The organism is Brevibacterium sp. 91QC2O2 (assembly GCF_024580695.1).
Lineage (GTDB): Bacteria > Actinomycetota > Actinomycetes > Actinomycetales > Brevibacteriaceae > Brevibacterium > Brevibacterium moorei.
Genome location: NZ_JANIJY010000004.1, coordinates 14,067 through 40,644 on the forward strand (window position 1 = coordinate 14,067; position 26,578 = coordinate 40,644).

Below are 26,578 nucleotides of genomic sequence, written 5' to 3' on the forward strand. Positions count from 1 at the left end.
CAGTGGAGCACACCCCAGCACCGGGCGCGCCGGCCCTGCGCATCGCCGGACAGCGCGTGTCCTTCGGCACCACCGAGATCACCCACGGCATCGACCTGCTGGTGCGTCCGCGCACCGTCATGGCGCTGGTCGGCGAGTCCGGGTCCGGCAAGTCGGTGACCGCGCTGAGCCTGCTGGGCCTGGCCGGCACCGGCTCCCGTGCGACGGGTTCTGCCCGCCTGGCCGACGGCACCGAGTTGATCGGCGCCGAGGCGCAGCTGCTGCGCAGGGTCCGCGGCAAGCGGATCGGCGTGGTCTTCCAACAGCCGATGAACGCCTTCGACCCGATGTACCGGATCGGCCACACCCTGGCCGAGGCCCTGCGCGCCCACGGTGAGCGGGTCACCCGGGAGCAGGCGGCCGGGCGGTCCGCGGCCGCCCTGCGAGCCGCGGGCCTGGCTGCCCCCGAGCGCATCCTCGCGTCCTATCCGCACGAGCTCTCCGGCGGGCAGTTGCAGCGCGCGATGATCGCCCTGGCGACCATCCACGATCCCGAACTGCTCATCGCCGATGAGCCGACCACGGCCCTGGACGTCACCGTGCAGGCCGATATCCTCGATCTGCTGCGGCACATCGCGACCGAGCGCGCCGTCCTGCTCATCACGCACGATATGGGCGTTGTCGCGCAGGTCGCCGATGAGATCTCCGTGATGAAGGACGGACGGATCGTCGAAACCGGTGCTGCGGCCGAGGTCTTCAACCGGCCCCGGCACGCCTACACCCGCAAGCTGCTCGACGCGGTACCCCGGCTGGGCGCGGTGGCCGCCGCGGCCTCGGCCGTAGCCGGCTCCGGGACCGACCCGAACACCAGTGACGAGGCGCCCGCCGCCGAGCTCGTGGGCGGACGCGTGGAGTTCCGCGGCAAGCGCACCACCGTGGCCGTCGACGATGTCGATCTGTGCGTGCCCGCGGGGACCGTGGTGGCGCTGGTGGGCGAATCGGGTTCCGGCAAGTCGACGATCGCCAATGTGCTCATCGGCGCCCAGCGGCTGACCGCGGGGACCGCGCGGATCGCCGGTTCCGAGGTCCGCACGGGCAATGGCCGGGACCAGCGCAGGCTGCGCGCACGCATCGGCACCGTGTTCCAGGACCCCGCCGGTTCGCTCAACCCGCGCCGCACGGTCGCGGCCCAGTTGGCCCAGCCGCTGCAGGTCCACACGGACTTGGGTCGGACGGAGATCGATCGGCGGGTGAACACGCTGCTCGATGATGTCCAGCTGCCGGCCGGGTTCGCCGCGCGGATGCCCCATGAGCTCTCCGGTGGGCAGAAGCAGCGGGTGGCGATCGCCAGGGCCCTGGCCCTGCGGCCCCGGCTACTCATCGCCGATGAGCCGACCAGTGCGCTGGACGTCTCCGTGCAGGCAGGCGTGTTGGACCTACTGCGGGACCTGCACGCGGAGTACGGTTTCGCCTCGCTGTTCATCAGCCATGATCTGGCGGTGGTCGAACAGATCGCCGAGCAGGTGGTGGTGCTGCGCCACGGCCGGGTCGTCGAACGGGGTGCGACGCTGGACGTGCTGCGCAGACCGCAGGACGATTACACCCGCGAACTCATCGCCGCCGTCCCCGAACCCGTGGTCGCGGGCTAGGGATAGACCTGGGAGGGCTCGGGCGAAAGCAGGGTGTGCAGGGCCCGCAACCGTCTCACCAGCTGGTTGTCGATGCTGTAGCGGACGAAGGCCAGCCAGAACAGGCAGATCACATCGGCACACCCCGTCACCAGGGCCACCCAGGCCGCCGGCGACAGAGCCGCATCACCGGCGGACTGGGACCCGGCGCCGATCACCCCGATCCCGCCGAGCACCAACCACCACAGGCCCACCCACACCGCCGAGGTCAGCAGAGCCGTGCGCGGACTGCGTGCAGCGGAGAACATCGAACCGTCGTCGGTGGGCGCCTGCAGGCTGAGAATCGAGCCGATCCAGTCCAGCAGCAGGCCGCTCCACGCCTGGACGCCGGTGAGGAAGCGGATGGCCGGAAGCCGGTCGTCGCGCCCGGCCAGGGCCACATCGCGGGCGATGACGCCTTCGAGATAGGGCCGCGGCGGCGGCTCGATCCCCCGCAGGCCGCGCGCCAGGCGGTGCCGCAGCGCGCCGACCCGGCAAAGGTGGGCGATGATCCACCCCAGCATGAGGGCCTCGAGCCCGGCCAGGGCCCACAGGACGGCGTCCCCGCCGGCCCGGGCCGTCTCGTCCTGCGCACTCAGCGCGGCAGTGAGCAACCACAGCACGGAGCACACGAGCAGGGTCAGGCAGTAGCCGAACCCCGTCCAGGGGAACATCCGGCTGGGCACTGCGATGCGCGTCCCGTCACGGGTCTGATCGAGTGCGTACAGGTAGCGCGGCATGCAGCCCAGCCTAGTCCGCCCATGACCGGGTTCTCTCCCGGCTCAGCCCTGGGCGTCCGTCCGGGACGATTCCACCACCTGGGCGGGGCGGGCCGAGGCGGCGGCCCGGGCCGTCGCCCTGGCCTCGCTGCGCCAGGTCTTGCGCCAGCGCGGATCCGGCGACACCAGGCTGAGCACGACCACGACCAGGAAGTTCAGTGCCAGAGCCCATACCCCGCCGTTGACGCCCCAGAGCGGGTCGTTGCCGGTGAAGTACAGGGTCAGCATCGCGATGCCGCCGACCACGATGCCGGCGGCCGCAGCGTGCTTGCTCATGCGCGGCCAGAACAGTCCCAGCAGGGCAGCGGGCACCAGCTGGGCCATGCCCTCGTAGCTGAGCACTGACAGGGAGACCAGGGCATTGGGCATGAACAGGCTGCCGGCCAGCGCGACCAGGCCGGCTATCAGGCACACTACCTGGGAGAGCTTCCGCTGCCGCGCTCCGGCCGGGTCCTGGGCCGCCGCCGCAGAATCCGCAGGCGCGTGGGCCCTGGTCAATCCGCCGCCGAGCACGGTGCGGCCCCACATGGTGCCGATCGCCAGCATGAAGACGCTCATCGGCACGATTGCGCTCAGCGCCCCGGCGACTCCGATGATCGCCACCAGGGGTGCTGGGAGCGAGTCGATGACCACGGAGAACAGGGCCAGATCGCCATTGGCCAGAGCCGGCACGACGAACAACGCGGCCATCCCGATCATCACGGGCACCAGCAGCAGCACCTGGTACCAGGGCAGGATGATCGAGTTCCGGCGCAGCGAATTGGCGCTGTCGGCGCTGATGTAGCCGGCCAGGGTCGTCGGGAAGATGGCCGTGGTGAAGGCGTTGAGCAGGATCGTGGAGATGAACCAGGCCGCTCCGTACTCGCCGCCGCCGGCGCCGGGGAAGGTCAGCCACTGCGGCTTCTCCTGGATCATCCGGCCGACGAGTTCGCCCACCCCGTCGAAGTAGTGCAGGGGGACGTAGATCGCCAGGAAGGCGATGGCCGCCACCGTCAGACCGTCCTTGAGCACGCTGACCCAGGCGGAGCCGCGCAGGCCCGAGACCAGGATGAACAGCTCCGCGACGATGAAGGAGATGATCGCCGCGACCTTCAGGTCGATGGCCCCGTAGGACATGGCGTTGACGACCGTGCCCATGCCCTGGATCTGCAGCTGGATGTAGGGCAGCATGAAGATGGTCGCCGCGATCGCCACGAAGATGGCCAGGGGCCGGGACTTGAACCGGTACTCGATGATGTCGGTCAGACCCACCAGCTTGTGCCTGGCGGCATAGGTCCACAGGGTGGGAGCCAGGACGTAGGCGATGATCAGGCCCACGCTCAGGTAGCCGATCAGGTAGAGGATCGGGACCCCGTACTTGTACGACCACCCGGCCGCTCCCAGGAAGGAGAAACTGGTGTAGGACTCGCCGGCCATGAGCAGGAGCACGAAGATGAAGCCCAGGCCGCGGCTGGAGACCGACCATTCGTCCATGGACTTCTCCCGGCCACGGCCGGAGTAGACCCCGATCGCCACGGTGGCGACCATGGCCAGGGCGAAGATGATGATGGCGATGATCGCCGACGAGCTCATGCGTCCTCCTCCACGAAATCGGCGTGGTGCGTGTCCTCGAACGCCGCATCCACCGGAATGTACTCTCCGCGGTTCTCCCGGTAGAAGGGGTCCAGACGGGCCACCAGCCAGACCAGCAGCGGCGTGATCACGGTGACGATGAGGACGTAGGCGAAGGCGAACGGCAGCCCCAGCACCACCGGCTGGATCGAGTTCGCGACCAGGGGTGTCAACAGGTAGAGAACGACGGGCACTGGCAGGATGAGAAGTGACCAGCGAGATCTGCGCGGCATGCACGGCTCCATTCGGATCGGTCGGTGCGGATGGGTGACGAACGCCATGTTTCCATACACGGGTTATCGACCGCGCACCGGTCCCACGGCCATGGGTCAGAATCCCAGCAGGAATCCCAGCGATGGGGGCCGACCGGGAGCTCGGTCCGGGGGCGCAGCCCGCCGCGGGACTCAGCCCAGCCGGGCCAGGAACTCCTCGCTGGACTCGATGGCGGCGTAGACATTGCGCAGATGCCACAGCGCGGTTTCGTGGTGCTTGGGCGTGATCGCCCCACAGGCGTCGGCGACGATGCCGACCGAATAGCCGGAGTCGGAGAGGTCGCGCACCGTGGAGCTCACGCACTGATCGGTGTAGAAACCGATCGTCACCACATTCTCGATCCCCAGGTTCCGCAGAATACGGTCCAGGTTCGTCCCCAGCACCGCGCCGGAACAGGACTTGTCCAAGACGATCTCACCGGCGATGGGTTCCACGCCCGGCAGGAACTGCGCGGCCTCGGACCCGGGCAGCACCTTGAAGTTCTTGCGCCGGTGCGACAGGCCCACGTCCGCACCGTCTTCCAGCAGCTCCTGGATGCGCACGTGGATCGGGCGGATGCCCGCGGCCCGCGCGGCCTGCAGGACCCGGGTTCCGGCGGCCACCGTGGCCTGGCAGTTCTGCTCGATCCGGCCGATGGCCTCGGCGCAGTCCGCCTCGGGGATACCCCGGCTCCTGGCGAACTCCCAGAAGTGATCGGGCAGGATGCACTTCTGCATGTCGATGAGCAGCAGGACCGTATTGGCGGGGTCCAGCGGGAGCGGCTCCCGTTCGGCCCTGCGCACAAACATATCCGCGAACTCATCGACTGTCAGCTCCGACATGGCATTCCTCTTCCCTGCTCTTCCAGCAGATCTTTCCGACTGTTCTGGGTCCCCGGCAATACTACGCGGCGACGTCACGCGGGGCCCGGGCAATCGAAATCGATCGCCCGGGCCCCGCGTGTGTGGTTCTCGGTTACGCGGTTCAGCGCGCGGCGGAACCCTCGGTGTAGTCCGAGTCGGCCGGCTTCAGCCAGGAGAACATACCACGCAGTTCGCGACCGACGGTCTCGATCGGGTGGACCTCTTCCTTGGCGCGCAGTTCCTTGAACTCCTTGGCGCCGTTGGCCTGGTCGTCCATGAAGCGCTTGGCGAAGGAACCATCCTGGATATCGGACAGGACCTCCTTCATGTGCTCCTTGACGTCGGGGGTGATGACGCGCGGGCCGGAGACGTAGTCGCCGTATTCCGCGGTGTCGGAGCAGGACCAGCGCTGCTTGGAGATGCCGCCCTCGTTGATCAGGTCGACGATCAGCTTCAGCTCGTGGCAGACCTCGAAGTAGGCGATCTCCGGCTGATAGCCGGCTTCCGTCAGTACCTCGAAGCCGTACTGGATGAGGTGGGAGACGCCACCGCACAGCACGGTCTGTTCACCGAACAGGTCGGTTTCGGTCTCTTCGGTGAAGGTGGTCTTGATGCCGCCGGCGCGCAGGCCGCCGATGCCCTTGGCGTAGGACAGCGCGGTCGCCCAGGCGGTATTGGTGGCATCGACCTCGACGGCGATGACGACGGGCACGCCGCGGCCGTCGACGTACTCGCGGCGGACCACGTGGCCCGGGCCCTTCGGGGCGATCATGATGACATCGACACCCTGCGGGGCGGTGATGTAGCCGAAGCGGATGTTGAAGCCGTGGGTGAAGACCAGGGCGTTGCCCTCGGCCAGATTGTCCTTGATGTCGTCGGCGTAGACCTGCGCCTGGACCTGGTCCGGCACGGCGATGACGACGACGTCGGCCCACTTGGCGATCTCGGCGTTCGAGCCGACGGTCAGGCCCTGCGCCTCGGCCTTGTCGCGGGACTTCGAGCCCTCCTTCAGACCGATGCGGACCTCTGCGCCGGAATCACGCAGGCTCAGCGCGTGGGCGTGGCCCTGGCTGCCGAAGCCGATGACGCCGACCTTCTTGCCCTGGATGACGGACAGGTCTGCATCGTCCTCGTAAAAGCGCTCTGCTGCCATGGGGGTTTTCTCCTTCATATGTCACGTGTGCTTCACACGTCTGGAACCCGTACGGTTCCATTGTATGGGTGTCTTATAAGGCGGGACAACACGTCCGCCATGCGGGCGGTCAGACCCGCGGGGCCTTGTCGGTGATCGATTTGGCGCCACGGCCGATCGCCACGGTGCCCGACTGCACGATCTCCTTGATGCCGAAGGGTTCGAGCACCGTCTGCAGGGCATCGAGCTTGGCCTGTTCGCCGGTGGCCTCGACGCTGACGGATTCGGTGCTGACGTCCACGATCTGTGCGCGGAACATCTCGACGGCGGCCAGGACCTGCGGCCGGGTCGCCGCATCCGCCTTGACCTTGAAGATCATATGGGCCCGGCGCACGGCTGTGGCCGCGTCGAGTTCCACGATCTTGATGACGTTGACCAACTTGTTCAGCTGCTTCGTCACCTGTTCCAGGGGCGCCTCTCCGACGTCGACGACCACTGTGATCCGCGAATACCCCGCGGCCTCGGTGTTGCCCACGGCCAGGGAGTGGATATTGAAGCCGCGCCGGGAGATCAGACCCGCGAAGCGCGTGAGCACACCGGGCTTGTCCTCGACCAGAACGGACAGGGTGTGACGGCTCATTCCTGGCCCTCCTCTTCCTCTTCTCCGGCGAAGTCGGGCCGCAGATTCCGAGCGTACTGGATCTCATCGTTGCTCACGCCGGCGGCGACCATCGGCCACACCATGGCGTCGGCCGGCACGGTGAAGTCGATCACCACGGGCCGGTCGTTCGTCGCCAGGGCCTGCTCGATCGCCGCGTCCACGTCCTCGTTGCGCTCCACGCGCAGCGCCAGGCAGCCGTAGGCCTCGCCCAGTTTGACGAAGTCGGGCACCCGGATCGAATCATGGCCGGTGTTGAGCTCCGTATTGGAGTAGCGGCCGTCGTAGAACAGGGTCTGCCACTGGCGCACCATGCCCAGCGAGGAGTTGTTGATGATGGCGACCTTGATCGGAATGTTGTTGATCATGCAGGTGGCCAGTTCCTGATTCGTCATCTGGAAGCAGCCGTCGCCGTCGATCGCCCAGACCGTGCGGTCCGGTTCGCCGACCTTCGCGCCCATCGCAGCCGGAACCGAGTAGCCCATGGTGCCCAGGCCACCTGAGTTGACCCAGGAGTTGGGGCGCTCGTAGTCGACGAACTGGCTGGCCCACATCTGATGCTGGCCCACACCCGCCACATAGACGGCCTCGGGCCCGGACAGTGCGGAGATCCTCCCGATCACGTACTGCGGATCGCACAGTCCGATCTCATTGGGCTCGTAGCCCAGCGGGTAGGTCTCCTTCCAGGCGTTGAGTGTCTTCCACCAGCGCGGTCGGTCGTTCTCCAGCGCCTGGGCGTGGTTGGCCTCCAGTTCGCGCAGCAGTTCGGTCAGCACCTCACCGGCGTCGCCGACGATCGGCACGTCCACCGGACGGTTCTTCCCGATCTCCGCCGGGTCGATGTCGGCGTGGATGATCTTGGCCTTGGGCGCGAAGCTGTCCAGGTCGCCGGTGACGCGGTCGTCGAACCGGGAGCCCACCGCGATCAGCAGATCGGACTTCTGGAAGGCCGCGACCGCCGAGACGGTTCCGTGCATCCCCGGCATCCCGATGTGCTGCGGGTGCGAGTCGGGGAATGCCCCGCGGGCCATCAGGGTCGTCGCCACCGGGATGTGGGTGGCCTCGGCCAGGGCCTTGAGCTGTTCGTGGGCGCCGCTGCGGATCACGCCGCCGCCGATGTAGAACACCGGCCGCTTGGCCTTCTCGATGAGCGAGGCCGCTTCCCGGATCTGCTTGAGGTGCGGTTTGACCGTGGGCTTGTAGCCGGGCAGCTGCGGGGCCTGGGGCCATTCGAACGGGGCCTTGCCGGCCTGTGCGTCCTTCGTGATGTCGACCAGCACGGGGCCGGGGCGACCCGTCGTCGCGATGTAGTGGGCCGACATGATGGCCTGCGGAATGTCCTCGGTCCGGGTGACCAGGAAGCTGTGCTTGGACACCGGCAGGGTCATGCCGACGATGTCGGCTTCCTGGAAGGCGTCCGTGCCCAGCAGGGTGGATGCCTGCTGACCGGTGATGGCCAGCAGGGGCACCGAGTCCATATTCGCATCGGCGATCGCCGTGATGAGGTTCGTGGCGCCGGGGCCCGAGGTCGCGATGCACACGCCCAGTTTGCCGGTGGCCGCCGCATAGCCCTCGGCCGCATGACCGGCACCCTGCTCGTGGCGGACCAGGATGTGGCGGATCCGCTCCGAGTCCATCAGCGGGTCATAGGTCGGCAGGATCGTGCCGCCGGGCAGGCCGAAGACGTCCGTGACCCCCAGCAGCTCGAGGCTGCGGACGATCGCCTGGGCGCCGGTGAGCACCTCCGGCGCATTGTCCGGTCGCTTGCGCGGCCCTGGTTTGGGGACGGACCGGGCGCCCTCCTGGGCCCCCGCTTCCGCCTTGGGTTCAGCGTTCTTCGTCGTCGCTGCCACTGTGTCTCCTTAAATGTGTCCAAGCCGCGCCTGGTGTGCCGCTCATGATCGGTGGGGCCGTGGTGTCCGGCCGGACCCGCTCATAAAAAAAGCCCCATCCGGTTTCCGGTGGGGCGCGCGGCGTTCGTCTTCGTGACGCTTACGGGTTCACCGCGCGCTGCCGATAACGAGGACGAGTACGAGCTTGTGCATGTCATCATCTAACGCCCGCCGCTCGCGGGGTGTCAAACCACAGGCCACCGGAGTCCGCATGATGAGATTGCGGTTCTCATGGTCGGTCTGCAGTACCGCCGGTAGAATCGTCCGGTGAGATGTGCACACTACGAGGCCGGTACCTGCCGCTCCTGCACCCTGCTGCCGGTGCCCTTCGGCACCAGAGTCGACCGTGCCCAGGCGGATTTGGAGGAGTTGCTGGCGCCGTTCACCCGGGACGCGGCTGCACGGATCTGGCGGGCGCCCATCACCGGACCCGAAGCCGGTTTCCGCAATAAGGCCAAGATGGTGGTCACCGGCACCGCCGACGCACCGGTGTTCGGCATCGTCGATCCCGCCGGCAACGGCGTGGACCTGCGCGACTGCCCGCTCTATCCTCCGGTCATCATGAAGGTGCTCGACCTGCTGCCCGCCCTGATCAAGCGCGCCCAGGTCTCTCCCTATTCGATCGCCCGGCGCAGGGGCGAGCTCAAATACGTGCTCATCACCGCCGGCGACGTCCCGGCTGGCGCGGGCGATCCCGCGGTCATGGTGCGCTTCGTGCTACGCACCGAGAAGCCGGTGGAGCGCCTGCGCGAACACCTCCACCTGCTCGTGGAGTCCCTGGCTCCGGGCTCCGTGGTCACCGCGAACATCCAACCCGAGCCCAAGGCCATCATCGAGGGCCCCACCGAGATCCACCTGGCGGGCCCCGACACCCTCTCTGTGACACAGGGACGGATCCGCCTGCTGCTGCGCCCGCAGTCCTTCCTGCAAACCAACACGACGGTGGCCTCGGGCCTGTACCGGCAGGTCTCGAACTGGGTGGACGAGATCGACCCTGGCGAGGTCTGGGACCTGTTCTGCGGCGTGGGCGGCTTCGCGCTGCACTGCGCCCAGCCCGCGGAGCCGCGCCCGGCCTGCACCGCTCCTGGCGCCGACCCTGGCGCGAGGACGCTGGAACCCGGCGCCATCGTGCTCGAGCCGCGTCGGCGCAGGGTCACCGGGGTGGAGATCTCGCCGGCTGCGATCGAGTCCGCCAAGCAGAGCGCCGCGGAATACGGACTGGACGCGGACTTCTACGCGGGCGACGCCGCGGCCTGGTTCCGCGAGCGGACCGCGGCCGGCCGGCGACCCGATGTGCTCATCGTCAACCCGCCCCGGCGCGGGGTGGGGCGCGAGATGGCCGCATGGATCCAGGACTCCGGCATTCCCGATGTCGTCTACTCCAGCTGCAATCCCGCGACCCTGGCCCGCGATCTGGAGGCCATGCCCGCCTACCGGATCACCGCCGCCCGCCTGCTCGACATGTTCCCCCACACCCGCCACGCCGAGGTCCTGGTGCGCCTCTCCCGCTGACCCGAGGGGCGGTCAGGCCAGGGACTCCTCCCACGCCGCGTGCAGGTGCGCGAACCGGCCACCGTCTGCCAGCAGCCGTTGCGGGGTGCCGTCCTCGACGATCCGCCCGTGTTCCATCACCAGTACCCGATCGGCGATCTCCACCGTTGACAGGCGGTGGGCGATGATGATCGCGGTGCGCCCGCGCAGCACGGTCTCCAGGGCCTGCTGCACCGCCCGCTCCGAGGGGATGTCCAAGTGGGCAGTGGCCTCGTCGAGCACGATCACGCCCGGATCGGCCAGGAACACGCGGGCGAAGGACACCAGCTGGCGCTGCCCCGAGCTGAGCCGGCCGCCGCGCTTCTTCACATCGGTCCCGTAGCCCCCGGGCAATCGCGCGATGAACCGGTCCAAACCGACTGCCCGGGCCGCCGCGCGCACCTGCTCACCTGTGGCCTCGGGGTTGCCGATGCGGATGTTGTCGGCGATCGTGCCGGAGAACAGGAAGGACTCCTGGGTGACCATGACGATCGCCCGGCGCAGCGCGGCATCGTCGATCTCGCGCAGATCCACTCCGTCCAACCGGACGCTTCCCGCCAGCGGATCGTAGAACCGGGTGGCCAGTTTGACCAGGGTCGATTTGCCGGCGCCCGTGGTGCCGACCAGCGCGACGGTCTGGCCGGCGCGGACCTCCAGGTCGAAGTCGGGCAGGATGTCCGGGCCGTCCTCGTAGGCGAAGCGCACGCGCTCGAAGCTCAGCTCGCGCCCGCCGGCTCCGGTGGGCAGGGCGCGGGCCGCGGCGGGGTCCTCGATGGCGGGTTCGGTGTCGAGGATCGCCGTGATCTTCTCCAGCGCCGCCGAGGCTGACTGATACAGGTTGAAGGAGTTGACCAGTTCGTCCAGCGGGCCGTAGAAGCGGCGCAGGTACAGGATGAATGCTGTGAGCACGCCGATCTGCGTGTGTCCGGTCATCACCAGATAGGCGCCGGCGAGGATGATGGCGACCTGGGTCAGATTGCCAATCAGCCGCGTCCAGCCGGCGAACCAGGCCACGCCGGTCAGCGCATCGCGGTTGGCCTGCCGGTAGGCGTCGTCGCTCTGGTGCAGGCGCTCCCGTCCGGCGGGCTGCCGGCGGAAGGCCTGCACCGCGCGGATCCCGCCCATTGTCTCCGTGAAGTGCACGATCGACTTGCCGATCCACGTACGGGTGCGCCGGTAGGCCCCGCGCTGGGTCCGGGCGGCGTAGACGGTGACGAAGAACAGCGGGATGAACCCGGCGAAGGCGATCAGGGCCATCGGCACGTCCAAGAACACCAGCAGCACCGCGATCGCGGCCATCTGCAGTAGTCCCAGCGCCGTGTCGATGAGCGCGAAGGACAGGAACTCCTGCACCGATTCCATATCCGAGGTCTGCCGGGCGACCAGCCGACCCGAGGTGGACTTCTCGTGATACCCCAGGTCCAGTCGCTGCACGTGCTTGAACAGGCGCCCGCGCAGATCGAACAGGATCCGCTGGGCGGTTTTGCCCATCAGCCGCACCGATGCCCAGGAACAGACCCCGGCGACCAAGGCCGAGGCCATAAAGGCACCGATCGCCCAAGCCAGGGGCGCGAAGTCACCGGCCTGGGCCGCCGGCAGGCCGTCGTCCAGGGCGCGCTGGACGAACACCGGTCCGATCACCGCGCCGGCACTGGTCAAGACGATGAGCAGTACCAGGACGATGACGCTGAGCAGCCGGGGTCGCACCAGGCTCATGAGCAGGCGCCGGGCGCTGCGGGCCACGCCCGGTGGCAACTGGTCGAGTTCGTCCACGGCGGTTGCGGATTTCTGGTTCGCGGGCGCGCTCATACGTGCGCCCCCATCAGATCGCGGTACATGGTCGAGGTCTCCAGGAGTTCTTCGTGCGTGCCCAGGGCGGCGATGCCACCGCCGTGGAGCACGGCCACCCGGTCGGCGAGCGCGGCGGTGGACGGCCGGTGGGCGATCACGAGGGTGGTGGAATCGGGCAGGACTTCGCGCAGGCGGCGCTGGACCCGGTCCTCGGTGTCGACGTCCACGGCTGACAGCGGGTCGTCGAGCACCAGGATGCGCGGGGTGCCAAGGATGGCACGGGCCAGGGCGAGGCGTTGGCGCTGGCCACCGGACAGGGCCAGGCCCTGCTCCCCCACCTGGGTGTCCAGACCCTCGGGCAGGGCCGCGACGAAATCGGCGGCCTGGGCGATGTCCAGGGCGCGGCGGACCTCGGCGTCGGTGGCGTGCGGCACGCCGAGGGCTACGTTGTCGCGGACGCTGGAGGAGAACAGGATGGGGTCCTCGAAGGCCACGGACACCAGACGGCGCAGCTCGGTCAGGGGCAGCTCGCGGACATCCGTCCCGTCGATGCTCAGCCGGCCGGAGGTGACATCGGCCAGGCGCGGCACCAGGGCGGCCAGGGTGGACTTGCCCGATCCGGTCGCCCCGACGATCGCCAGGGTCTCCCCCGGCTGCACGGTGAGGTCGAGGCCGTCCAACAGTGGGGTGTCCGCGTCGGCGAAGCGGAAGCCGACGTGCTCGAAGCGCAGTTCCCCGCGCACGCCTGCCGGGTCCAGGACCGGGACGGGGTCGTCGGCGACGTCGCCGGAGGTGTCGGTGATGCCCAGCGGCAGGTCCATCACCTCCCAGTAGCGGGCGGCTGCGGTGGCGGCCATGAGGGCGTCGGAGAGCAGGAAGCCGAACATCTCGATGGGGATCCGCAGAATCATCGTCACCGTTACCGCGGCGACCACCGTTCCCACGCTCATCCAGCCGTGGACCACGCCCCAGGCGCCCAGACCCACGATTGCGGCCTGCGCGATGGTCGGCAGCATCATCAGCGTGCCCCACAGCCAGGAATCCAGGCGGGCCTTGCGGACTTCCAGGCGGGCCAGGCCGCCGGAGAGTTCGCGGAACCGGCCGCGGATCCACGGGGTGCGGCCGAAGGCGCGAATGATGCGGATGCCCTGGATGGATTCCTCGACATTGGTGGTGATGGCCCCCATCTGGTCCTGGGCGGCGCGCGCGGCCAGGCGGTACTTGCGTTCGAACACGGCGACGATCGCCACCGTGGGCACGGCCATGACCAGGAAGATCAGTCCGAACAGCGGCTGCATGACGGTCAGGATGATCGCGCCGGCCACGATGATGACCGGGTTGACCAGCAGGAACGGGGCCCCGAAGGCGAAGAAGCGGCGCATCTGGGAGAGGTCCTGAACCCCGCGGGACAGCAGCTGTCCGGAGTCCCAGGCATCGTGGGTGGCGACCTGGACGTACTGCAGTTTGTCGTACAGCCGGCCGCGCCACAGCACTTCCCAGAACGAGGTGACAGGGGCCGCCAGATAGCGGCGGCCGAACAGCGCCGCGGCTTCGAGCACGCCGAGGCCGCAGATCACCAGAACGGGCACCACCAGACCGGCCGGGTCGTGGTGGGCGATCGGTCCGTCGATGATGCGGCCGGTGAGCAGCGGGACGACCAATTGCAGCCCGTTGGCGAACAGGCTGAGGAAGATGATGACACCGTAGACCCAGAGGCGTTCTCTGATGTCGGGCCAGAACCGGAGGATTGCACGCATAGCCTTTCAGCTTATATCAGTTCCGGCACCCGATTCCAGGGGCCTTGCGTCTTCCGGTATCGCCCGGCAGGGTGGGGTTATGGACACCGACGTCATGGACGAGGACGCGCTGCTGCGGGGGTACCGGCTGGGATACCGACTGGCCATGATCACGATGGGGCTGGTATCCGTTCTGGCCGCGGCCATCGGGCTCCGGCTGTGGTCCATCGTCCCCGTGGTCCTGCTGATGATCGTGGCCCTCGCCTTCAACAGCGGAGCGCGCTCCCAGGGCCTGGATCCGCGGAAGCTCGAACGGCCCTCCGGCCCGGCCCAGATGGTGGTCCAGTTCGTGGTCTGCTGGCTCTATTACCTGGCTTTCATGGGGAGTTGGTGGTTCGAGAAGGGCACGGGGCGGCCCCTGCTGGACACGGGACTGATCGTCCATCACGACCCGGATCCCGACGCAGTCGGACTGGAGCAGATCCTCATGTCCTGCAGCGGATTCATCCTCATCACCGGCTGGGTGTTCTATCTGCAATGGCGCAGGGCAAAGCGAACCGCAGCGTCCCGGCCGACATCCGCGCCCGGGACGAACCTTCGGAACACGGCACGCGCTGATCGTGTTATGCCTGAAGAAGAGGACGATCGGCGACACCGACTGTCCGAAGAAGCGAACTCAACGGAGGTAGGTCATGACGGAACAGGACGATGAACGTGAGTACGACCAGGAATACGACTATGTGATCGTGGGGGCAGGCGTGGCTGCGGCCTCGGCGGCCAAGGCGATCCGCGCCGACGACCCGGATGGCACGATCGCCGTCTTCGGAGCCGATCCCGACGGTCCCTACTACCGGCCTGATCTGTCCAAGACCCTGTGGCTCGATCCCAAGGCGGTCCCCGGCGCCGGCTGGCTGCTCGATCCGAACGAAACAGATGTCACGCTGTTGACCGATACAACGGTCACCTCGCTGGACCCTGGCGACCACACGCTGACCACCTCGACAGGCGCCACCGTGGCCTATTCGCAACTCCTGCTGGCCACTGGCGCCGCCCCCAACCGGCTGGGCTCCGAGTCGCCCGCCGACGCGCAGGCCCCCGGCAGCGAGCGCATCATCTACTACCGCACGGTGGAGACCTACCGCAGGCTGCGCCGCCTGGCCGGCCCCGGCTCCCATGTGATCGTGGTCGGCGGAGGGTACATCGGCGGGGAGATCGCCTCGGCCCTGGCGCAAAACGATATACACGTGACCTTGGTGATGCCCACAGAGCTGATCCAGCAGGCCATGTTCCCCGAGGACCTGGCCGCCGCCGTGACCAAGACCTTCGTCGACCGCGGCGTCGACGTGGTGGGCAGCACCCGGGTGGATACCATCGTCCCCGATGCCGAGGGCGGGACCGTGACGGTCACATCCGTCGACGGGAAGACCTTCACCGGCGATGCGGTGGTGCTGGGCCTCGGCGTGAGTCCGAACGACTCGCTGGCCGAACGGGCCGGCATCACCGTGGACGACGGGATTGTCGTCGACCAACGCCTGGAGACGAACACGACGGATGTCTACGCGGCCGGTGACGTGGCGAACTATTACGATTCACTGCTGGGGCGGCGCCGCGCGGAACACGTGGACCAGGCGGAGAATTCGGGGCGGATCGCCGGGCGCAATATGGTCGCCGCCCGCCGGGCGACCGAGCGCCACGTCTACGACTACACGCCGATCTTCTGGTCCGATCTGTTCGACTACGGCTACGAGGCCGTGGGCGACCTGGATGCGCGGCTGCGCACCGTGGAGAACCTCAAGGACGATTTCACCCAGGGCACCGTGTACTACCTGGATGCGAACGACCAGGTCCGCGGCGTCCTGCTGTGGAACGTCTGGGACTCCACCGATAAGGCCAAGGAGCTGATCCGCCGCACGGAGGCGGAGCACCTGGGCGATGCGGAACTGGCCAGGGCCATCGAGTTCTAACAGGAGAGTTCTAACAGGACCCCTATCCCGTTTGCCCCGGCCGGGGCAAATCGGCGATTCCACTCCCGTGCCCGCCCCTGCCCGCTGTGCTGAATTCAGAGTGAACGTTTGATTAGCAGACGAAGATCACAGAGGAATACATCAGTTAGGCGTTTACTTATTAGCCGTGACTTATTAGTGTGAACAGTGTTGGTCATGAGAGCGCGCACACGGTTACCGCCGGGAGCGCTCGACTGCCTGAAAACAGAGGGTCCGGACCAGAACCCTCGAAATCGAGGAGATTGACATGCGCGCACTGCGCTTCTACGACAACCACGACATCCGCGTCGAAGACATCGACGAGCCCCAGGTCCGCCCCGGCACCGCCAAGATCGAGGTCGCATACTGCGGCATCTGCGGTTCCGATCTGCACGAATACCTGGACGGCCCGATCTTCACCCCGACCCAGGACACGCCTCATTCGCTGTCCGGCGAGAAGGCCCCCATCACCATGGGCCACGAATTCTCCGGCGTCATCTCCGAACTCGGCGAGGGCACCGAGGGCCTCGAGGTCGGCGACCACGTCGTCGTCGAGCCCTACTACGTGTGTGGTCACTGCCCGCAGTGCGAGCGCGGCGACTACCACCTGTGCAATGAGATGGGCTTCATCGGCCTGGCCGGCTCCGGCGGCATGACCAAGTTCGCCGTCGTCGAACAGCGCTGGATCCACAAGATCGACAAGTCCGTCCCGCTGGACGAGGCCGCACTCATCGAACCGCTGACCGTCGCCTACCACGCCGTGCAGCGTTCGGGTGTCAAGGCCGGGGAAACCGCGATCGTCTCCGGCGCCGGCCCCATCGGCCAGCTGACCACCGCAGTCCTCAAGGGCATCGGCGTGACCGTCATCGTGTCCGAACTCGCCGAGGCCCGCAAGGCCAAGGTCAAGGATCTGGCCGACTACGTGGTCGACCCCAGCCAGGAGGATCTGGCCGCACGCGTCACCGAGATCACCGGTGGCAAGGGAGCCGACGTGGGCTTCGACGCCGCCGGTGTCAACGCCACGATCAACGCCCTGCTCAACGTTGTGCGCCCCGGTGGCGTCATCGTCATGGAGGCCATCTGGGGCAAGAAGGCCGAACTGGACATGCATGCCCTGGTCACCCGTGAGATCGACCTGCGCGGCACCATCGGCTACGTGTCCAACCACCCCGACACCATCAAGCTGGTCGAGTCCGGCGCCATCAAGCTGGCCCCGTTCATCACCGGCCGGATCAAGATCGACGAAGTCGTCGACAAGGGCTTCGACACCCTGATCAACCACGCGGACACCGCCGTGAAGATCCTGGTCGACCCGAAGGCCTGACCCCGCGCCTTACCTGTGGCTCTCGCCAGTCGTGAGCCCCTTGGGTAAGTGCCCGCGCCTTATCTGTGGCTCCACAAATGCACGTGTGGCCCGATAACTCATGAGTTATCGGGCCACACGTGCATTTGTGGAGCCACTGTGGGTTTCAGTCGCAGGCCCAGTCGAAGGTCTCGGTCTCCAGATCCAGCTGCGCCGATCCCCCGCCGAAGTTCAGTCCCCCGAACTCGTTGAACTCCACATACCAGGGGCTCAGGCCCTCCGGCATCCCCTGCACCGGCAGCGAGGTCCCACCCAGGTGGTCACTTGAGCCCAGCTGGTCGACCCAACCGTGCACGGCGCCGGCCGATTCGTCCCACATGTCCAGGTAGCCACCCTCGCCCAACTCATTGGGCGCCAGACCGGCGTTCGGGTCCTCGCGCCCGGCGATGAACACCGGCGCCAGGTCGACGTGCGTGTCCCAGGCATTGGGGCCCTCGTCCTCGGGCCCGTGCTCACCGGAACGCCGCGTGTCCTGCGGCGGGGCGCTCGGACCGGCCGCGAATTCTTCGGCCGTCAACCAGATCAACGCGAACTGGCCGTCGATGATGTCCTCACGGCGGGCCAGCATCGGGTGTTCGACCGCCTGGGCCCAATCCTGCAGGAAGGGGTCCTCGGAATCCGCGCTGGGCCCGGGTTCGGGCTCCTCGGCGAATTGGCCCTCGCCCTGGAAGAATGCGATGGCGGGATAGTCGGCGCCCTTGCGCCGGTAGGCCTCGGGCAGTTCCAGGGTGAAGGCGTGCAGCATGGGCAGCCCGGTCAGCGGGCCGCGGGGCCACTGAGCCGCCGCGATACCGGGGCCCTCGGTGCCGATCCAGCCGACTTCCCTGGCATCCGCCGGGCGGTCGGGCACATCGCCGAAGTACAGATTGAAGGCCTGGGGCTTTTCGGTCTCGGTCATCGTCGTGTCCTCTCGATCGTCGTATCCGCTTGTATCGCTCAGTTCACCTGATTGAGCAGCTCGTCCCCGCGCTGGATCCGGCGGACCTGTTCGGCCAGGATCTTCTCGATGCGCGGGGTGAACGCGTCGGTGTTGCCGCCCAGATGGGGCACCACCAGAGTGTTCGGCGTCTTCCACAGCGGGTGGTCGGCCGGCAGGGGTTCCGGATCGACGACGTCCAGAGCGGCTTGCAGGCGTCCGGATTCCAGTTCGGCCACCAGCGCATCCGTGTCGACGACCTGGCCGCGGGCCACATTGACGATGAGCGCGCCATCGGGCAGCCGGGACAGGAAGTCCTTGTCCACCAGGTGCCGGGTCGAGTCCGTCAGTGGCGTGATGAGGATGACGATCTCGGTGTCCGGCAGCAGCTCCGGGAGTTCCGCGGTCGCGTGGATGGGACCGTGTTCATCGGTCCGGGCGCGCGTGCCGACTCGCGTGATGTCGACGCCGAAGGGCTCCAGGCGGGCGCGGATCCCCTCGCCGATCCCTCCCACGCCGATGATCATGGTCTTCCTGTCGACCAGGGAGCGATGCTGGCTGTGGTTCCACGAACCCGTGAGCATATCGCGCGCGGCATCGTCGATCCCGCGCAGCCGGGCCAGGGCCAAACCGACGGCCAGTTCCGCCGTGGCATCGGCATGGGCACCTGCACCCGAGGCCACCGCCAGTTCGTCGAGATATCCGGTGACGACATCGTAGCCGGTGGTCTGGACCTGGAGCAGTTTGAGATTCGGGGCCTCGGCCAGGCGCGCCACCGTGGCCGGTGCACTCAGATAGTTCAGCACCACTGCGTCGAGAGTCTGCGGATCCGCATCGGGTTCCTCGGCCGACCAGACGACCAGGTCGAGGTCCTCTCGATCGGATGCCGGCACCAGTTCGGCTATCCGGTCCCTCAGCGCCTCGGTGGGAAATGCGATCGTCGTGATATCCAAAGTGGTCATGGCCACATCCTACTGCCCCAGGTCAGCGGCCCGGATCTAGCGCCCCAGCCGGCCCTCGACTTCCCGGCTGACCCGGACCAGGACCTCGGCGTCGCCGGGGTGCAGGACCGGATCGAAGACCTGCCGGATCTGTTCGCGGTGCATCCGGCCGGCGCGCACGAAGACCTCCATCCCCGGCTGGCGCAGTGTCACATTGTGGGCGCGTTTATCCTCGGCGCAGGCGGTTTTGAGCACCCAGCCGGCTTCGACGGCCTGGGCCACGCGGTAGTTCAGGCGCGGTGCGGAGAAGGCGATGGCCGAGGCCAGTTCGCTCATCCGCAGGGTGTGGGCCGGCGCCTCGGCCAGGGCCATGAGCATATTGAAATCGACCAGCGAGATCCCCGCATCGCGTTTGAGTCTGGCGTCCAATTCCGTCTGCAGGCGCGCCGCCGTGACGAACCAGGCTCCCCAGGCGTCCATCGTGGGATCGCGCAGCAGGTTGCCGGCCAAGGGGCCGATGGACCCCGACAGCGGACGGATGGACTCTGCCGGTGAAGCTGCGGGCTGGGAACTATCCGTTGAGGAGTTGTTCAAAGGGGGTCACCTCCATGGGATCGAATTCGTCGACCAGAGCGCCGGGCTGCCGCCCGAAACCGCCGGTGCGACTGACGCGCGAGGCAGGCGCAACGCGGCCGACCCCATCGATTGGCTCGGTCGGCACTCTGCCACCGGCTTCCAGCGCCGCGCGCAGTTCCCCGGCCGCAGACTGCACCCGGTGGCTCAGACCGGACCGCGATTCTGGCGCGCCCCAGTCCTCGGTCGCGGCGAACACGACGGTCGGCAGGGCCAGGCCCTTGAGATAGGCGATGAGCGGGCGCACCTGTCCGTCGAACACCATGCTGTGGCGCACGCTGCCGCCCGTACCGGCCAGCAGCACCGGCTTGCCCGCCAGTGCGCGCTGGGGCAACAGCTGCAGGAATAGGGTGAACAGCCCGACCGGTGCCGCGTTGTAGACGGGTGCGGCCAGGATCAGGCCATCGGCGGCCGACACCCGGTCGAGCGCAGCCTCCAGCGCCGGTGACGCCATGCCGGTGGTGACCATGTTGACCAGGTCGTGGCCCAGCGGGCGCAGGTCGAGCCGCTCGCCGATGATGGGTTCGACGCCGCCGAACACTCCCCGCCCGCTCGTCGATGCCTCCGCCGACTGCGCGAGTTCCGCCAGCAGCCGGTCGGTCAGCTTCCCCGTCGAGGATTCGGCGGACATCCCACCGGAGATCGCGAGGACCCGCATCACTTCTCCCCCTGTCCGTCCATGGCCGAGGTCTCAGCCGCTTTGTCCGCCGTGCGGGCGGCTCGCGCGGCCCGGTCCTGTGCGGCCTGCGAATCGGCACTTCCGCCGGGCACCGGATCCTCGCCCGCCAGGTGGCGCGCAAGAAGGAACTCGTGCGTCGGAGCCTCAGGTACGGCCGGATCGTGGCGCGCGGCGAATTCCTTGCGCAGGGCGGGGACGACCTCCTCCGCCAGGATGTCGATCTGTTCCAACACGGTCTTCTGCGGCAGGCCGGCGTGGTCGATGAGGAACAGCTGGCGCTGGTAGTCCCCGGCCCAGTCGCGGAAGGAGGCATAGCGTTCGATGATCTGCTGCGGGCTGCCGACGGTCAGCGGCGTCTGTTCCGTGAAGTCCTCGAGGCTGGGCCCGTGGCCGTAGACGGGTGCGATGTCGAAGTAGGGACGGAATTCGTCGACGGCGGCCTGCGAGTTCTTCCGCATGAACACCTGTCCGCCCAGGCCGACGAATGCCTGCTCGGCGGTACCGTGACCGTAATAGGCGTAGCGCTGGCGGTACAGGTTGACCATCCAGGCGGTGTGGTGGATGGGCCAGAAGATGTTGTTGTGGAAGAAGCCGTCTCCGTAGTAGGCGGCCTGTTCGGCTATTTCGGGGCTGCGGATGGAGCCGTGCCAGACGAAGGGCACCACATCGTCCAGCGGCCGGGGCGTCGCGGTGAAGGACTGCAGCGGCGTGCGGAAACGACCCTCCCAGTCGACGTTCTTCTCGTGCCACAGACGGTGGAGCAGGTTGTAGTTCTCCACTGCCAGGTCGATGCCCTGGCGGATGTCTCGGCCGAACCAGGGGTAGACGGGTCCGGTGTTGCCGCGGCCCAGCATCAGGTCGATGCGACCATCGGCCAGGTGCTGGGCGTAGGAGTAGTCCTCGGCCAGGCGCACCGGATCCATCGTGGTGATCAGCGTCGTCGCGGTGCTCAGACGGATCTGTGCGGTCTGCGCGGCCAGATAGGACAGTAGGACCGGCGGGTTGCCGGGTGCCGCGAAGGGCGGGTTGTGGTGCTGCCCCGTGGCGAAAACGTCCAGCCCGGCCGCATCGGCGTGCTTGGCGATTTCAACGGTGTTCTTGATCCGCTCGTGTTCGCTCGGCGCCCGGCCGGTGTGCGGATCGACCGTGACGTCGCCGATGGTGAAGATGCCGAACTCCATGACGTGCCCCTCGAGTGCTAGTTAAGGCTTCAACTTGTTTGTTAAAACTTTAACATGCGCACCCCGAGGTCTATTCCCCGCGATTCCGCACTCCCTACGCACATGTGGGGACACTCCCCGCGCACATGTGGGGATTTGTGCAGTGGCACTCGGGCCGTTCCACCTGGTCCGACCACACTCGATCGAGATCGCACTAGATCCAGATCGCGGGGTCCGTCAGCTCCCACTTGCCGCCGTGGGGTTCGGCCACCCCGTGCGGATGCTTGATGACCGCGGGGATGCCCACGGCGATCGCATCGGCGGGCACGTCCTTGATCACCACGGCATTCGCCCCGACCGAGGCCCCCGCCCCGATCGTCACCGGGCCCAGCACCTTCGCCCCGGCCCCGATCAGCACATCGTCGCCCACGGTCGGATGCCGCTTGACCTTCGCCATCGAGGTCCCGCCCAGGGTGACCTGGTGGTACAGCATGACGTCATCGCCGATCTCCGCGGTCTCCCCGACCACGATCCCATCGGCGTGATCGATGAAGAACCTGCGCCCGATCGTGGCCCCGGGATGGATCTCCACCCCGGTGACCGCACGGACCAGCTGCGAGCCCAAACGCGCCGGCACCCGCCCACCGGGCACCGCCCACAGCCGGTGCAGACCCCGATACGCCCAGATCGCGTGCATCCCCGGATAGCTCAGCACGGTGACGAAATCCGACTGCGCGGCCGGATCGCGCCGCTTGACCGTGTCCAGGTCCTCCCGTAGCCGGGCGCGGAAGCCCTGGGCCGAGGCCCCCGCCGGACGGCCTTTGCGCAGAGCGGACGCCGCGGCGGCGGCCACAGACGTGACCACCGCCGCGGTGATGATTCCCCTGAAGCCCATCTCAGTCGTCCATGTACTGCGCGTACAGCGGGGTCGACAGGTAGCGTTCGCCGAAGTCGGGGATGATCGCCACGATCCGCTTGCCCTGGTTCTCCGGGCGCGCGCCCAGTTCCTCGGCGGCCAGCACCGCGGCGCCGGCGGAGATGCCGGCCAGGATGCCCTCATCGGTGGCCAGGCGGCGTGCCGAGTCCAGCGCGGCCTCGTTGTCGATCGCCACGACCTCGTCGAACAGGTTCGTGTCCAGCACGCCGGGGACGAAGTTCGCGCCGATCCCCTGGATCGCGTGCGGGCCGGCCTCGCCCTTGCTCAGCAGCGGGGAGGCCGAGGGCTCGACTGCCACAACGCGCACATCGGGGTTCTTCTCCTTGAGCACGGAGCCCACACCGGTCAGTGTGCCGCCAGTGCCAACGCCGGCGACGAAGATGTCGATCTGACCCTCGGTGTCGACCAGGATCTCCTGGGCCGTGGTGGCGCGGTGGATCGCCGGGTTCGCGGGATTGTCGAACTGGCGGGCCAGCACGGCGTTGTCCGCCTTGCCCAGTTCTTCGGCCTTGTCGACCGCGCCCTTCATGCCGTCGCCCTTGGGGGTGAGCACCAGTTCGGCGCCGAAGGCGCGCAGCAGGGCGCGGCGTTCCTTCGACATCGATTCCGGCATCGTCAGGATGACCTTGTAGCCACGGGCCGCGCCCACCATCGCCAGGGCGATACCGGTGTTGCCGCTGGTGGCCTCCACAATCGTGCCGCCGGGGCGCAGCTCACCGGAGGCCTCGGCAGCGTCGACCATGGCCACGCCGATCCGGTCCTTGACCGAATTCGCGGGGTTGTAGTATTCGAGCTTGCCGACGATCTCGGCGCCACTGCGCTCGCTGGCCCTGTTCAGCCTCACCAGCGGGGTGCGGCCGACGAGTTCGGTGACATTGGAGTAGATGTTCACTGTTGAATCCTTTGTTCTGGATTGGGTATGCCAGGCGATGGATTCCGGTTCGCGCCGAATGCCCACATGCTCGCGGCATGCACGACGGCGCATGGCGTCATCGCCCATACACCAGCCAATGGCTTCAGCTGTTGTTTCATCCCCGGTGGGGCCGGGGTCACGCTTCCCATTATGTCGGAGATCCGGCAGCGGTGCATCTTCGGTCACCATCCGGAATTGCTCCGGACGGGTGCCGGCCGGCGGCGGTCCCACGTGCTGGATCGCACTCACCGGGCGCGCACTAGAATGGGAGATTATGTCAGTTCATCCCATCGTCGTCTACGGCGAACCCGTCCTGCACGTCAAGGCCGAGAAGGTCACCGAATTCGACGACGAGCTCAAGCAGCTGGTCGCCGATATGTACGAAACCCTGGACAAATCCAACGGGGTGGGCCTCGCTGCCCCGCAGATCGGAGTGGGCAAGCAGATCTTCGTCTACGACGCCGACGATGAGGCAGCCCAGGTCCGCCGCAAGGGCGTGTTCATCAATCCCATCCTGGTCGCCTCCAAGGTGCCCGACGGCCGGCCCGACCCGGACGAGGAGTCCGAGGGCTGCCTTTCGGTGCCCGGCTTGGACTTCCCCCTCAAACGGGCCCACAAGGTCACGATCACCGGGGTGGACGAGAACAACGAGACGGTGTCGCTGACGGTGGAGGGCTGGTTCGCCCGCATCATGCAGCACGAGTTCGACCACCTGCAGGGCCTGCTCTACGTCGACCGGCTGGACAAGAAGTGGGCGAAGCGCTGGAAGCGCGCGCAGAAGGCCGAGGGCTTCAACATTCCAGGCAACACCTGGCTGCCCGGAGTAGACCCTGACCCCTTCGGCTACTGACCCATACGGCTACTGAGTTCGCCCTTCCTGTTTCCGCGACTCGTCGAGCTGCCGGTCGATGTCGTCGAAGCGGCCCGCGGTGACGTCGAGGTGCGTGAGCATCCCGTGGATCGCCTCGGCATGGGCCTGCGTCTCCACGCCCAGTTCGCGGAACCGCCAGTCCGCGTCCTCGTCGGCTGCCGTACGCGCCAGCACGTCGAGCACCCGTTCGCCCAGCCGACCGGCGGTCTCCGAATGCTCCAGCAGCCGCAGCTGCACATCCAATTCCTGCAGCTGCAGCAGGTAGTCCGACATCGCCAGGACGCGGCCGGACAGGGAGTTGAACGCGGTGGCCAGCTGGTCCTGGTAGGCGTCGATCTGGTCGGCCAGCTGCGGTTCGCGCACCCGTTCCAGTTCTGCGCGCAGCCGGTACAGCTCCACCAGACGCTGCCCGATCGAGGCGACCGCATGATCCAGATCGACCTTGGCGACGTGGTCGGTCAGCAGTGGATGGGTCCACGCGGTGGTGGCCGCGATCTTGCGGGCGATCCGGCAGGTGACCTGGAACAGGCGCTGTTCGTCGGTGTCCTGGCCACCGCGGCCGCCGGTGTAGCCCAGCATCTCCGGGGTGATCCAGCGGGCGCCGGCGGCGGACTTCTTGTCCTTGTTCCGCAGCCGCTTGGGATCGCGGTGGTATTTGACCCCCGTATAACCGGCCGCGGCAAGGGACACTGCGGCGACGATGCCGGTGGCCAGGAAGCCGCCGGCGGCGAATTGATCCGTGGCCAGCGTGCTCACCGTCGCCGGTATCGCGGTGGCGCCGGTGGCCACTGCGCCTGCCGTCTCCGTGAACCGATAGGCCGCATTTGACTTGAGCAGGTTGCGACGCATCCCCGGCCGGTCCACCGGCCAGAAGGTTCCCAGATCCTTCACCGGCACCGCGGCCACACCCGGCAGGGCCAAGGCCCCGCCCTTGCTGTTCGGCGCCGCCGAAACGCGGTATCCGCGAGCGCGCCAGGCGTCGATGACGCCGGGGCTGACGCTGTCGGGCACCAGGATCCGGTAGTCCGGGCGCAGACCCCCGCACTCATTGCGCCACAGGGTCCTCCACGACCTCTTCGCCATCACTGCCTCCGCTCACGTCGCTCACGCCCGATGCCCGTATCCGGTCCAACGTGTTTGTGCTGGATTCTAGTCCCGACCCCTGACATGGTGCTGGGCACGGTGCCGGACGCCCTGCGCACAGAACCGGATGCTCCGCCGGCCGGGGTACGGTTGCCGGATGAGGATTCTGCACAGCGCCGAGGCCGGTGATTGGCTGACGGCACGGGCCGGTGGCTGGGCGACCGCCGGCGGCGTGGCAGGGACCGGATTCGAGGCCTATACCCGCGTCCTCCATCCACTCACGGCATATCGGTTCGATCCCCCATTAACGGAACCGGAGATCCCCGGGCCCGAGCCCCGAATTGTAGAAACAACAACCTGGCGCTGGGCCGAAATGGCAAAGCGTAATGGGCTGACCATGCATCCGACAGTGCAGTGGACGGCGCTGGAACAGGAAGTCAACTGCTATGCAGACGGATGGGGCGCGGGCCAACCGGACTTGGGCACACCAGGGTTTCGCTGCCTCGCCGCATTACTAGAGCACCTGGCCCAGGAAACCTCGACCCCCGACCTGCTGTACGGAGCGGTCTGGGACGGGTTCCACGGCTTCTTCACCCCAGGAGAACTGAAGTTCAGCATCTCCATGCGAATACGCTTCCGGGCCATGCGCCTCGGTCTCATACCCAAGCGCAAGCGCCGGGAAGCTTACGCCAGGCTATTCGCCGAGGCCGGACGCACCGCGGGCGCCGCCGGCCAGGGAGGAGTCGCGCGGGCCGCAGGGCCCAAGATGGAGTGGCCCGGCCGCGAATTCTTCCTCTTCACCGCGAGCGCGGAGGAACTGAGCGAACAGCCCGTCCCCTGCCCGCCCGACGACCCCGACCCGACGGGATGGGACCTGCCGGAATGGTGCACCCCATTGGGCGGCAATACCCCGCAAATGCTCTGGTCCGACGACCACCAGTGGGTGCTGGCCAGCGAGATCGACTGGGATTCCACGATCATCGCAGGACCCCGGCCACTCATCGACCGGATCCTGACCGATGAGCGCCTCGAAGCCTATGAGGTCACCGCAGACACTTCACTGACCTGGGAATCGGACACCCGCAACCCGAATCCCCACCACTGACCCGCTTCCGCCCTGCCCAGTTCCTCTACGTCCGGTTCCACTACGTCTCGAATCGTCGAAAATCCGCTGCGGGAACGATCCCAATCGACATTTCGGGACCTAGTG

The 26,578-nt window shown here is 67.6% G+C and carries 24 protein-coding genes; 7 read left to right on the forward strand and 17 right to left on the reverse strand.

What is annotated here, in order from left to right; all coding sequences use genetic code 11:
• The first annotated feature begins 2 nt into the window (after positions 1-2).
• Positions 3-1,628 (forward strand): ABC transporter ATP-binding protein, encoded by a 1,626-nt coding sequence (locus tag NQ036_RS04610; RefSeq protein WP_257057317.1) that lies wholly within the window; start codon positions 3-5, stop codon positions 1,626-1,628.
• Here the strand turns inward: NQ036_RS04610 and NQ036_RS04615 are convergent.
• The 7 genes from NQ036_RS04615 to NQ036_RS04645 form a co-directional block, all read right to left on the reverse strand.
• On the reverse strand, positions 1,625-2,386 hold the full coding sequence (locus NQ036_RS04615; RefSeq protein ID WP_257049185.1) for a hypothetical protein: 762 nt from the start codon (positions 2,384-2,386) through the stop codon (positions 1,625-1,627). The genes NQ036_RS04610 and NQ036_RS04615 overlap by 4 nt on opposite strands.
• A gap of 42 nt (positions 2,387-2,428) precedes the next feature.
• Positions 2,429-3,997 carry a sodium:solute symporter gene (locus tag NQ036_RS04620; RefSeq protein WP_257057319.1) on the reverse strand — a complete coding sequence of 523 codons (1,569 nt, stop codon included), beginning with the start codon at positions 3,995-3,997 and terminating at the stop codon, positions 2,429-2,431.
• Positions 3,994-4,269 carry a DUF3311 domain-containing protein gene (locus NQ036_RS04625; RefSeq protein WP_257057321.1) on the reverse strand — a complete coding sequence of 92 codons (276 nt, stop codon included), beginning with the start codon at positions 4,267-4,269 and terminating at the stop codon, positions 3,994-3,996. Before NQ036_RS04625 ends, NQ036_RS04620 begins: the two co-directional genes overlap by 4 nt.
• 171 nt (positions 4,270-4,440) lie before the next feature.
• Positions 4,441-5,130: a cysteine hydrolase family protein gene (locus NQ036_RS04630; RefSeq protein WP_257057323.1), complete on the reverse strand. Its 690-nt coding sequence runs from the start codon at positions 5,128-5,130 to the stop codon at positions 4,441-4,443.
• Between the two features lie 142 nt (positions 5,131-5,272).
• Positions 5,273-6,304 carry a ketol-acid reductoisomerase gene (ilvC, locus tag NQ036_RS04635; RefSeq protein ID WP_257049181.1) on the reverse strand — a complete coding sequence of 344 codons (1,032 nt, stop codon included), beginning with the start codon at positions 6,302-6,304 and terminating at the stop codon, positions 5,273-5,275.
• Between the two features lie 109 nt (positions 6,305-6,413).
• Positions 6,414-6,923, reverse strand: a complete 510-nt coding sequence (ilvN, locus tag NQ036_RS04640; RefSeq protein ID WP_257049180.1) for an acetolactate synthase small subunit — start codon at positions 6,921-6,923, stop codon at positions 6,414-6,416.
• Positions 6,920-8,794 carry an acetolactate synthase large subunit gene (locus NQ036_RS04645; RefSeq protein ID WP_257049179.1) on the reverse strand — a complete coding sequence of 625 codons (1,875 nt, stop codon included), beginning with the start codon at positions 8,792-8,794 and terminating at the stop codon, positions 6,920-6,922. Before NQ036_RS04645 ends, ilvN begins: the two co-directional genes overlap by 4 nt.
• Before the next feature lie 306 nt (positions 8,795-9,100).
• On the opposite strand from NQ036_RS04645, the gene NQ036_RS04650 reads away from it, so the two are divergent.
• Positions 9,101-10,345 carry a methyltransferase domain-containing protein gene (locus NQ036_RS04650; RefSeq protein ID WP_257057326.1) on the forward strand — a complete coding sequence of 415 codons (1,245 nt, stop codon included), beginning with the start codon at positions 9,101-9,103 and terminating at the stop codon, positions 10,343-10,345.
• 12 nt (positions 10,346-10,357) lie between these two features.
• On the opposite strand, the gene NQ036_RS04655 is transcribed toward NQ036_RS04650, so the two are convergent.
• Both NQ036_RS04655 and NQ036_RS04660 read right to left on the reverse strand, forming a co-directional pair.
• Positions 10,358-12,172 (reverse strand): ABC transporter ATP-binding protein, encoded by a 1,815-nt coding sequence (locus tag NQ036_RS04655; protein ID WP_257057329.1) that lies wholly within the window; start codon positions 12,170-12,172, stop codon positions 10,358-10,360.
• Positions 12,169-13,911 carry an ABC transporter ATP-binding protein gene (locus tag NQ036_RS04660; RefSeq protein WP_257057332.1) on the reverse strand — a complete coding sequence of 581 codons (1,743 nt, stop codon included), beginning with the start codon at positions 13,909-13,911 and terminating at the stop codon, positions 12,169-12,171. The genes NQ036_RS04655 and NQ036_RS04660 overlap by 4 nt, the downstream gene beginning before the upstream one ends.
• Positions 13,912-13,990: 79 nt before the next feature.
• Here NQ036_RS04660 and NQ036_RS04665 point away from each other — a divergent pair, with 79 nt between their 5' ends.
• The 3 genes from NQ036_RS04665 to NQ036_RS04675 all read left to right on the forward strand — a co-directional run bounded on the left by NQ036_RS04665 (position 13,991) and on the right by NQ036_RS04675 (position 17,196).
• On the forward strand, positions 13,991-14,602 hold the full coding sequence (locus NQ036_RS04665; RefSeq protein WP_257057334.1) for a hypothetical protein: 612 nt from the start codon (positions 13,991-13,993) through the stop codon (positions 14,600-14,602).
• Positions 14,583-15,854 (forward strand): NAD(P)/FAD-dependent oxidoreductase, encoded by a 1,272-nt coding sequence (locus NQ036_RS04670; protein ID WP_257057337.1) that lies wholly within the window; start codon positions 14,583-14,585, stop codon positions 15,852-15,854. The genes NQ036_RS04665 and NQ036_RS04670 overlap by 20 nt, the downstream gene beginning before the upstream one ends.
• 286 nt (positions 15,855-16,140) lie before the next feature.
• Positions 16,141-17,196, forward strand: coding sequence for a 2,3-butanediol dehydrogenase (locus NQ036_RS04675; RefSeq protein WP_257049172.1), 1,056 nt, complete (start codon positions 16,141-16,143; stop codon positions 17,194-17,196).
• A gap of 145 nt (positions 17,197-17,341) precedes the next feature.
• On the opposite strand, the gene NQ036_RS04680 is transcribed toward NQ036_RS04675, so the two are convergent.
• From NQ036_RS04680 to cysK, 7 genes are all read right to left on the reverse strand, one after another.
• A complete protein-coding gene (locus tag NQ036_RS04680; RefSeq protein WP_257057341.1) occupies positions 17,342-18,133 on the reverse strand; it encodes a hypothetical protein in 792 nt (263 codons plus the stop codon).
• Positions 18,134-18,171: 38 nt separating this feature from the next.
• The gene (locus NQ036_RS04685) at positions 18,172-19,113 is read right to left on the reverse strand and encodes a 2-hydroxyacid dehydrogenase (protein ID WP_257049169.1); all 942 of its coding nucleotides are present in this window, start codon (positions 19,111-19,113) and stop codon (positions 18,172-18,174) included.
• Positions 19,114-19,149: 36 nt separating this feature from the next.
• Positions 19,150-19,686, reverse strand: a complete 537-nt coding sequence (locus tag NQ036_RS04690) for a MarR family winged helix-turn-helix transcriptional regulator (RefSeq protein WP_257057343.1) — start codon at positions 19,684-19,686, stop codon at positions 19,150-19,152.
• Positions 19,664-20,383 carry an NAD(P)H-dependent oxidoreductase gene (locus NQ036_RS04695; protein ID WP_257057345.1) on the reverse strand — a complete coding sequence of 240 codons (720 nt, stop codon included), beginning with the start codon at positions 20,381-20,383 and terminating at the stop codon, positions 19,664-19,666. The genes NQ036_RS04690 and NQ036_RS04695 overlap by 23 nt, the downstream gene beginning before the upstream one ends.
• A complete protein-coding gene (locus NQ036_RS04700) occupies positions 20,383-21,585 on the reverse strand; it encodes an LLM class flavin-dependent oxidoreductase (RefSeq protein ID WP_257057347.1) in 1,203 nt (400 codons plus the stop codon). The genes NQ036_RS04695 and NQ036_RS04700 overlap by 1 nt, the downstream gene beginning before the upstream one ends.
• Positions 21,586-21,778: 193 nt before the next feature.
• Entirely contained in the window at positions 21,779-22,459 is a 681-nt protein-coding gene (gene epsC / locus NQ036_RS04710; RefSeq protein ID WP_306439937.1) for a serine O-acetyltransferase EpsC, read from the reverse strand.
• 1 nt (position 22,460) lies between these two features.
• Positions 22,461-23,393: a cysteine synthase A gene (cysK, locus tag NQ036_RS04715; RefSeq protein ID WP_257049160.1), complete on the reverse strand. Its 933-nt coding sequence runs from the start codon at positions 23,391-23,393 to the stop codon at positions 22,461-22,463.
• A gap of 295 nt (positions 23,394-23,688) precedes the next feature.
• On the opposite strand from cysK, the gene def reads away from it, so the two are divergent.
• Positions 23,689-24,264, forward strand: a complete 576-nt coding sequence (gene def, locus NQ036_RS04720; protein ID WP_257049159.1) for a peptide deformylase — start codon at positions 23,689-23,691, stop codon at positions 24,262-24,264.
• Between the two features lie 9 nt (positions 24,265-24,273).
• Here def and NQ036_RS04725 read toward each other — a convergent pair whose 3' ends face one another.
• On the reverse strand, positions 24,274-25,368 hold the full coding sequence (locus tag NQ036_RS04725; RefSeq protein WP_257049158.1) for a hypothetical protein: 1,095 nt from the start codon (positions 25,366-25,368) through the stop codon (positions 24,274-24,276).
• A 157-nt stretch (positions 25,369-25,525) separates the two neighbouring features.
• Between NQ036_RS04725 and NQ036_RS04730 the strand changes: the two genes are divergently transcribed.
• Entirely contained in the window at positions 25,526-26,473 is a 948-nt protein-coding gene (locus NQ036_RS04730; RefSeq protein WP_257049156.1) for a hypothetical protein, read from the forward strand.
• Positions 26,474-26,578: the final 105 nt, after the last annotated feature.

Bases quoted from the DNA above. Each gene is read 5' to 3' on its own strand.
- NQ036_RS04615 (WP_257049185.1), bottom strand. From the start codon at position 2,386: ATGCCGCGCTACCTGTACGCACTCGATCAGACCCGTGACGGGACGCGC.
- NQ036_RS04620 (WP_257057319.1), bottom strand. From the start codon at position 3,997: ATGAGCTCGTCGGCGATCATCGCCATCATCATCTTCGCCCTGGCCATG.
- NQ036_RS04625 (WP_257057321.1), bottom strand. From the start codon at position 4,269: ATGCCGCGCAGATCTCGCTGGTCACTTCTCATCCTGCCAGTGCCCGTC.
- NQ036_RS04630 (WP_257057323.1), bottom strand. From the start codon at position 5,130: ATGTCGGAGCTGACAGTCGATGAGTTCGCGGATATGTTTGTGCGCAGG.
- ilvC (WP_257049181.1), bottom strand. From the start codon at position 6,304: ATGGCAGCAGAGCGCTTTTACGAGGACGATGCAGACCTGTCCGTCATC.
- ilvN (WP_257049180.1), bottom strand. From the start codon at position 6,923: ATGAGCCGTCACACCCTGTCCGTTCTGGTCGAGGACAAGCCCGGTGTG.
- NQ036_RS04655 (WP_257057329.1), bottom strand. From the start codon at position 12,172: ATGAGCGCGCCCGCGAACCAGAAATCCGCAACCGCCGTGGACGAACTC.
- NQ036_RS04660 (WP_257057332.1), bottom strand. From the start codon at position 13,911: ATGCGTGCAATCCTCCGGTTCTGGCCCGACATCAGAGAACGCCTCTGG.
- NQ036_RS04665 (WP_257057334.1), top strand. From the start codon at position 13,991: ATGGACACCGACGTCATGGACGAGGACGCGCTGCTGCGGGGGTACCGG.
- NQ036_RS04670 (WP_257057337.1), top strand. From the start codon at position 14,583: ATGACGGAACAGGACGATGAACGTGAGTACGACCAGGAATACGACTAT.
- NQ036_RS04675 (WP_257049172.1), top strand. From the start codon at position 16,141: ATGCGCGCACTGCGCTTCTACGACAACCACGACATCCGCGTCGAAGAC.
- NQ036_RS04680 (WP_257057341.1), bottom strand. From the start codon at position 18,133: ATGACCGAGACCGAAAAGCCCCAGGCCTTCAATCTGTACTTCGGCGAT.
- NQ036_RS04685 (WP_257049169.1), bottom strand. From the start codon at position 19,113: ATGACCACTTTGGATATCACGACGATCGCATTTCCCACCGAGGCGCTG.
- NQ036_RS04695 (WP_257057345.1), bottom strand. From the start codon at position 20,383: ATGCGGGTCCTCGCGATCTCCGGTGGGATGTCCGCCGAATCCTCGACG.
- NQ036_RS04700 (WP_257057347.1), bottom strand. From the start codon at position 21,585: ATGGAGTTCGGCATCTTCACCATCGGCGACGTCACGGTCGATCCGCAC.
- epsC (WP_306439937.1), bottom strand. From the start codon at position 22,459: ATGGGCTTCAGGGGAATCATCACCGCGGCGGTGGTCACGTCTGTGGCC.
- def (WP_257049159.1), top strand. From the start codon at position 23,689: ATGTCAGTTCATCCCATCGTCGTCTACGGCGAACCCGTCCTGCACGTC.
- NQ036_RS04725 (WP_257049158.1), bottom strand. From the start codon at position 25,368: ATGGCGAAGAGGTCGTGGAGGACCCTGTGGCGCAATGAGTGCGGGGGT.
- NQ036_RS04730 (WP_257049156.1), top strand. From the start codon at position 25,526: ATGAGGATTCTGCACAGCGCCGAGGCCGGTGATTGGCTGACGGCACGG.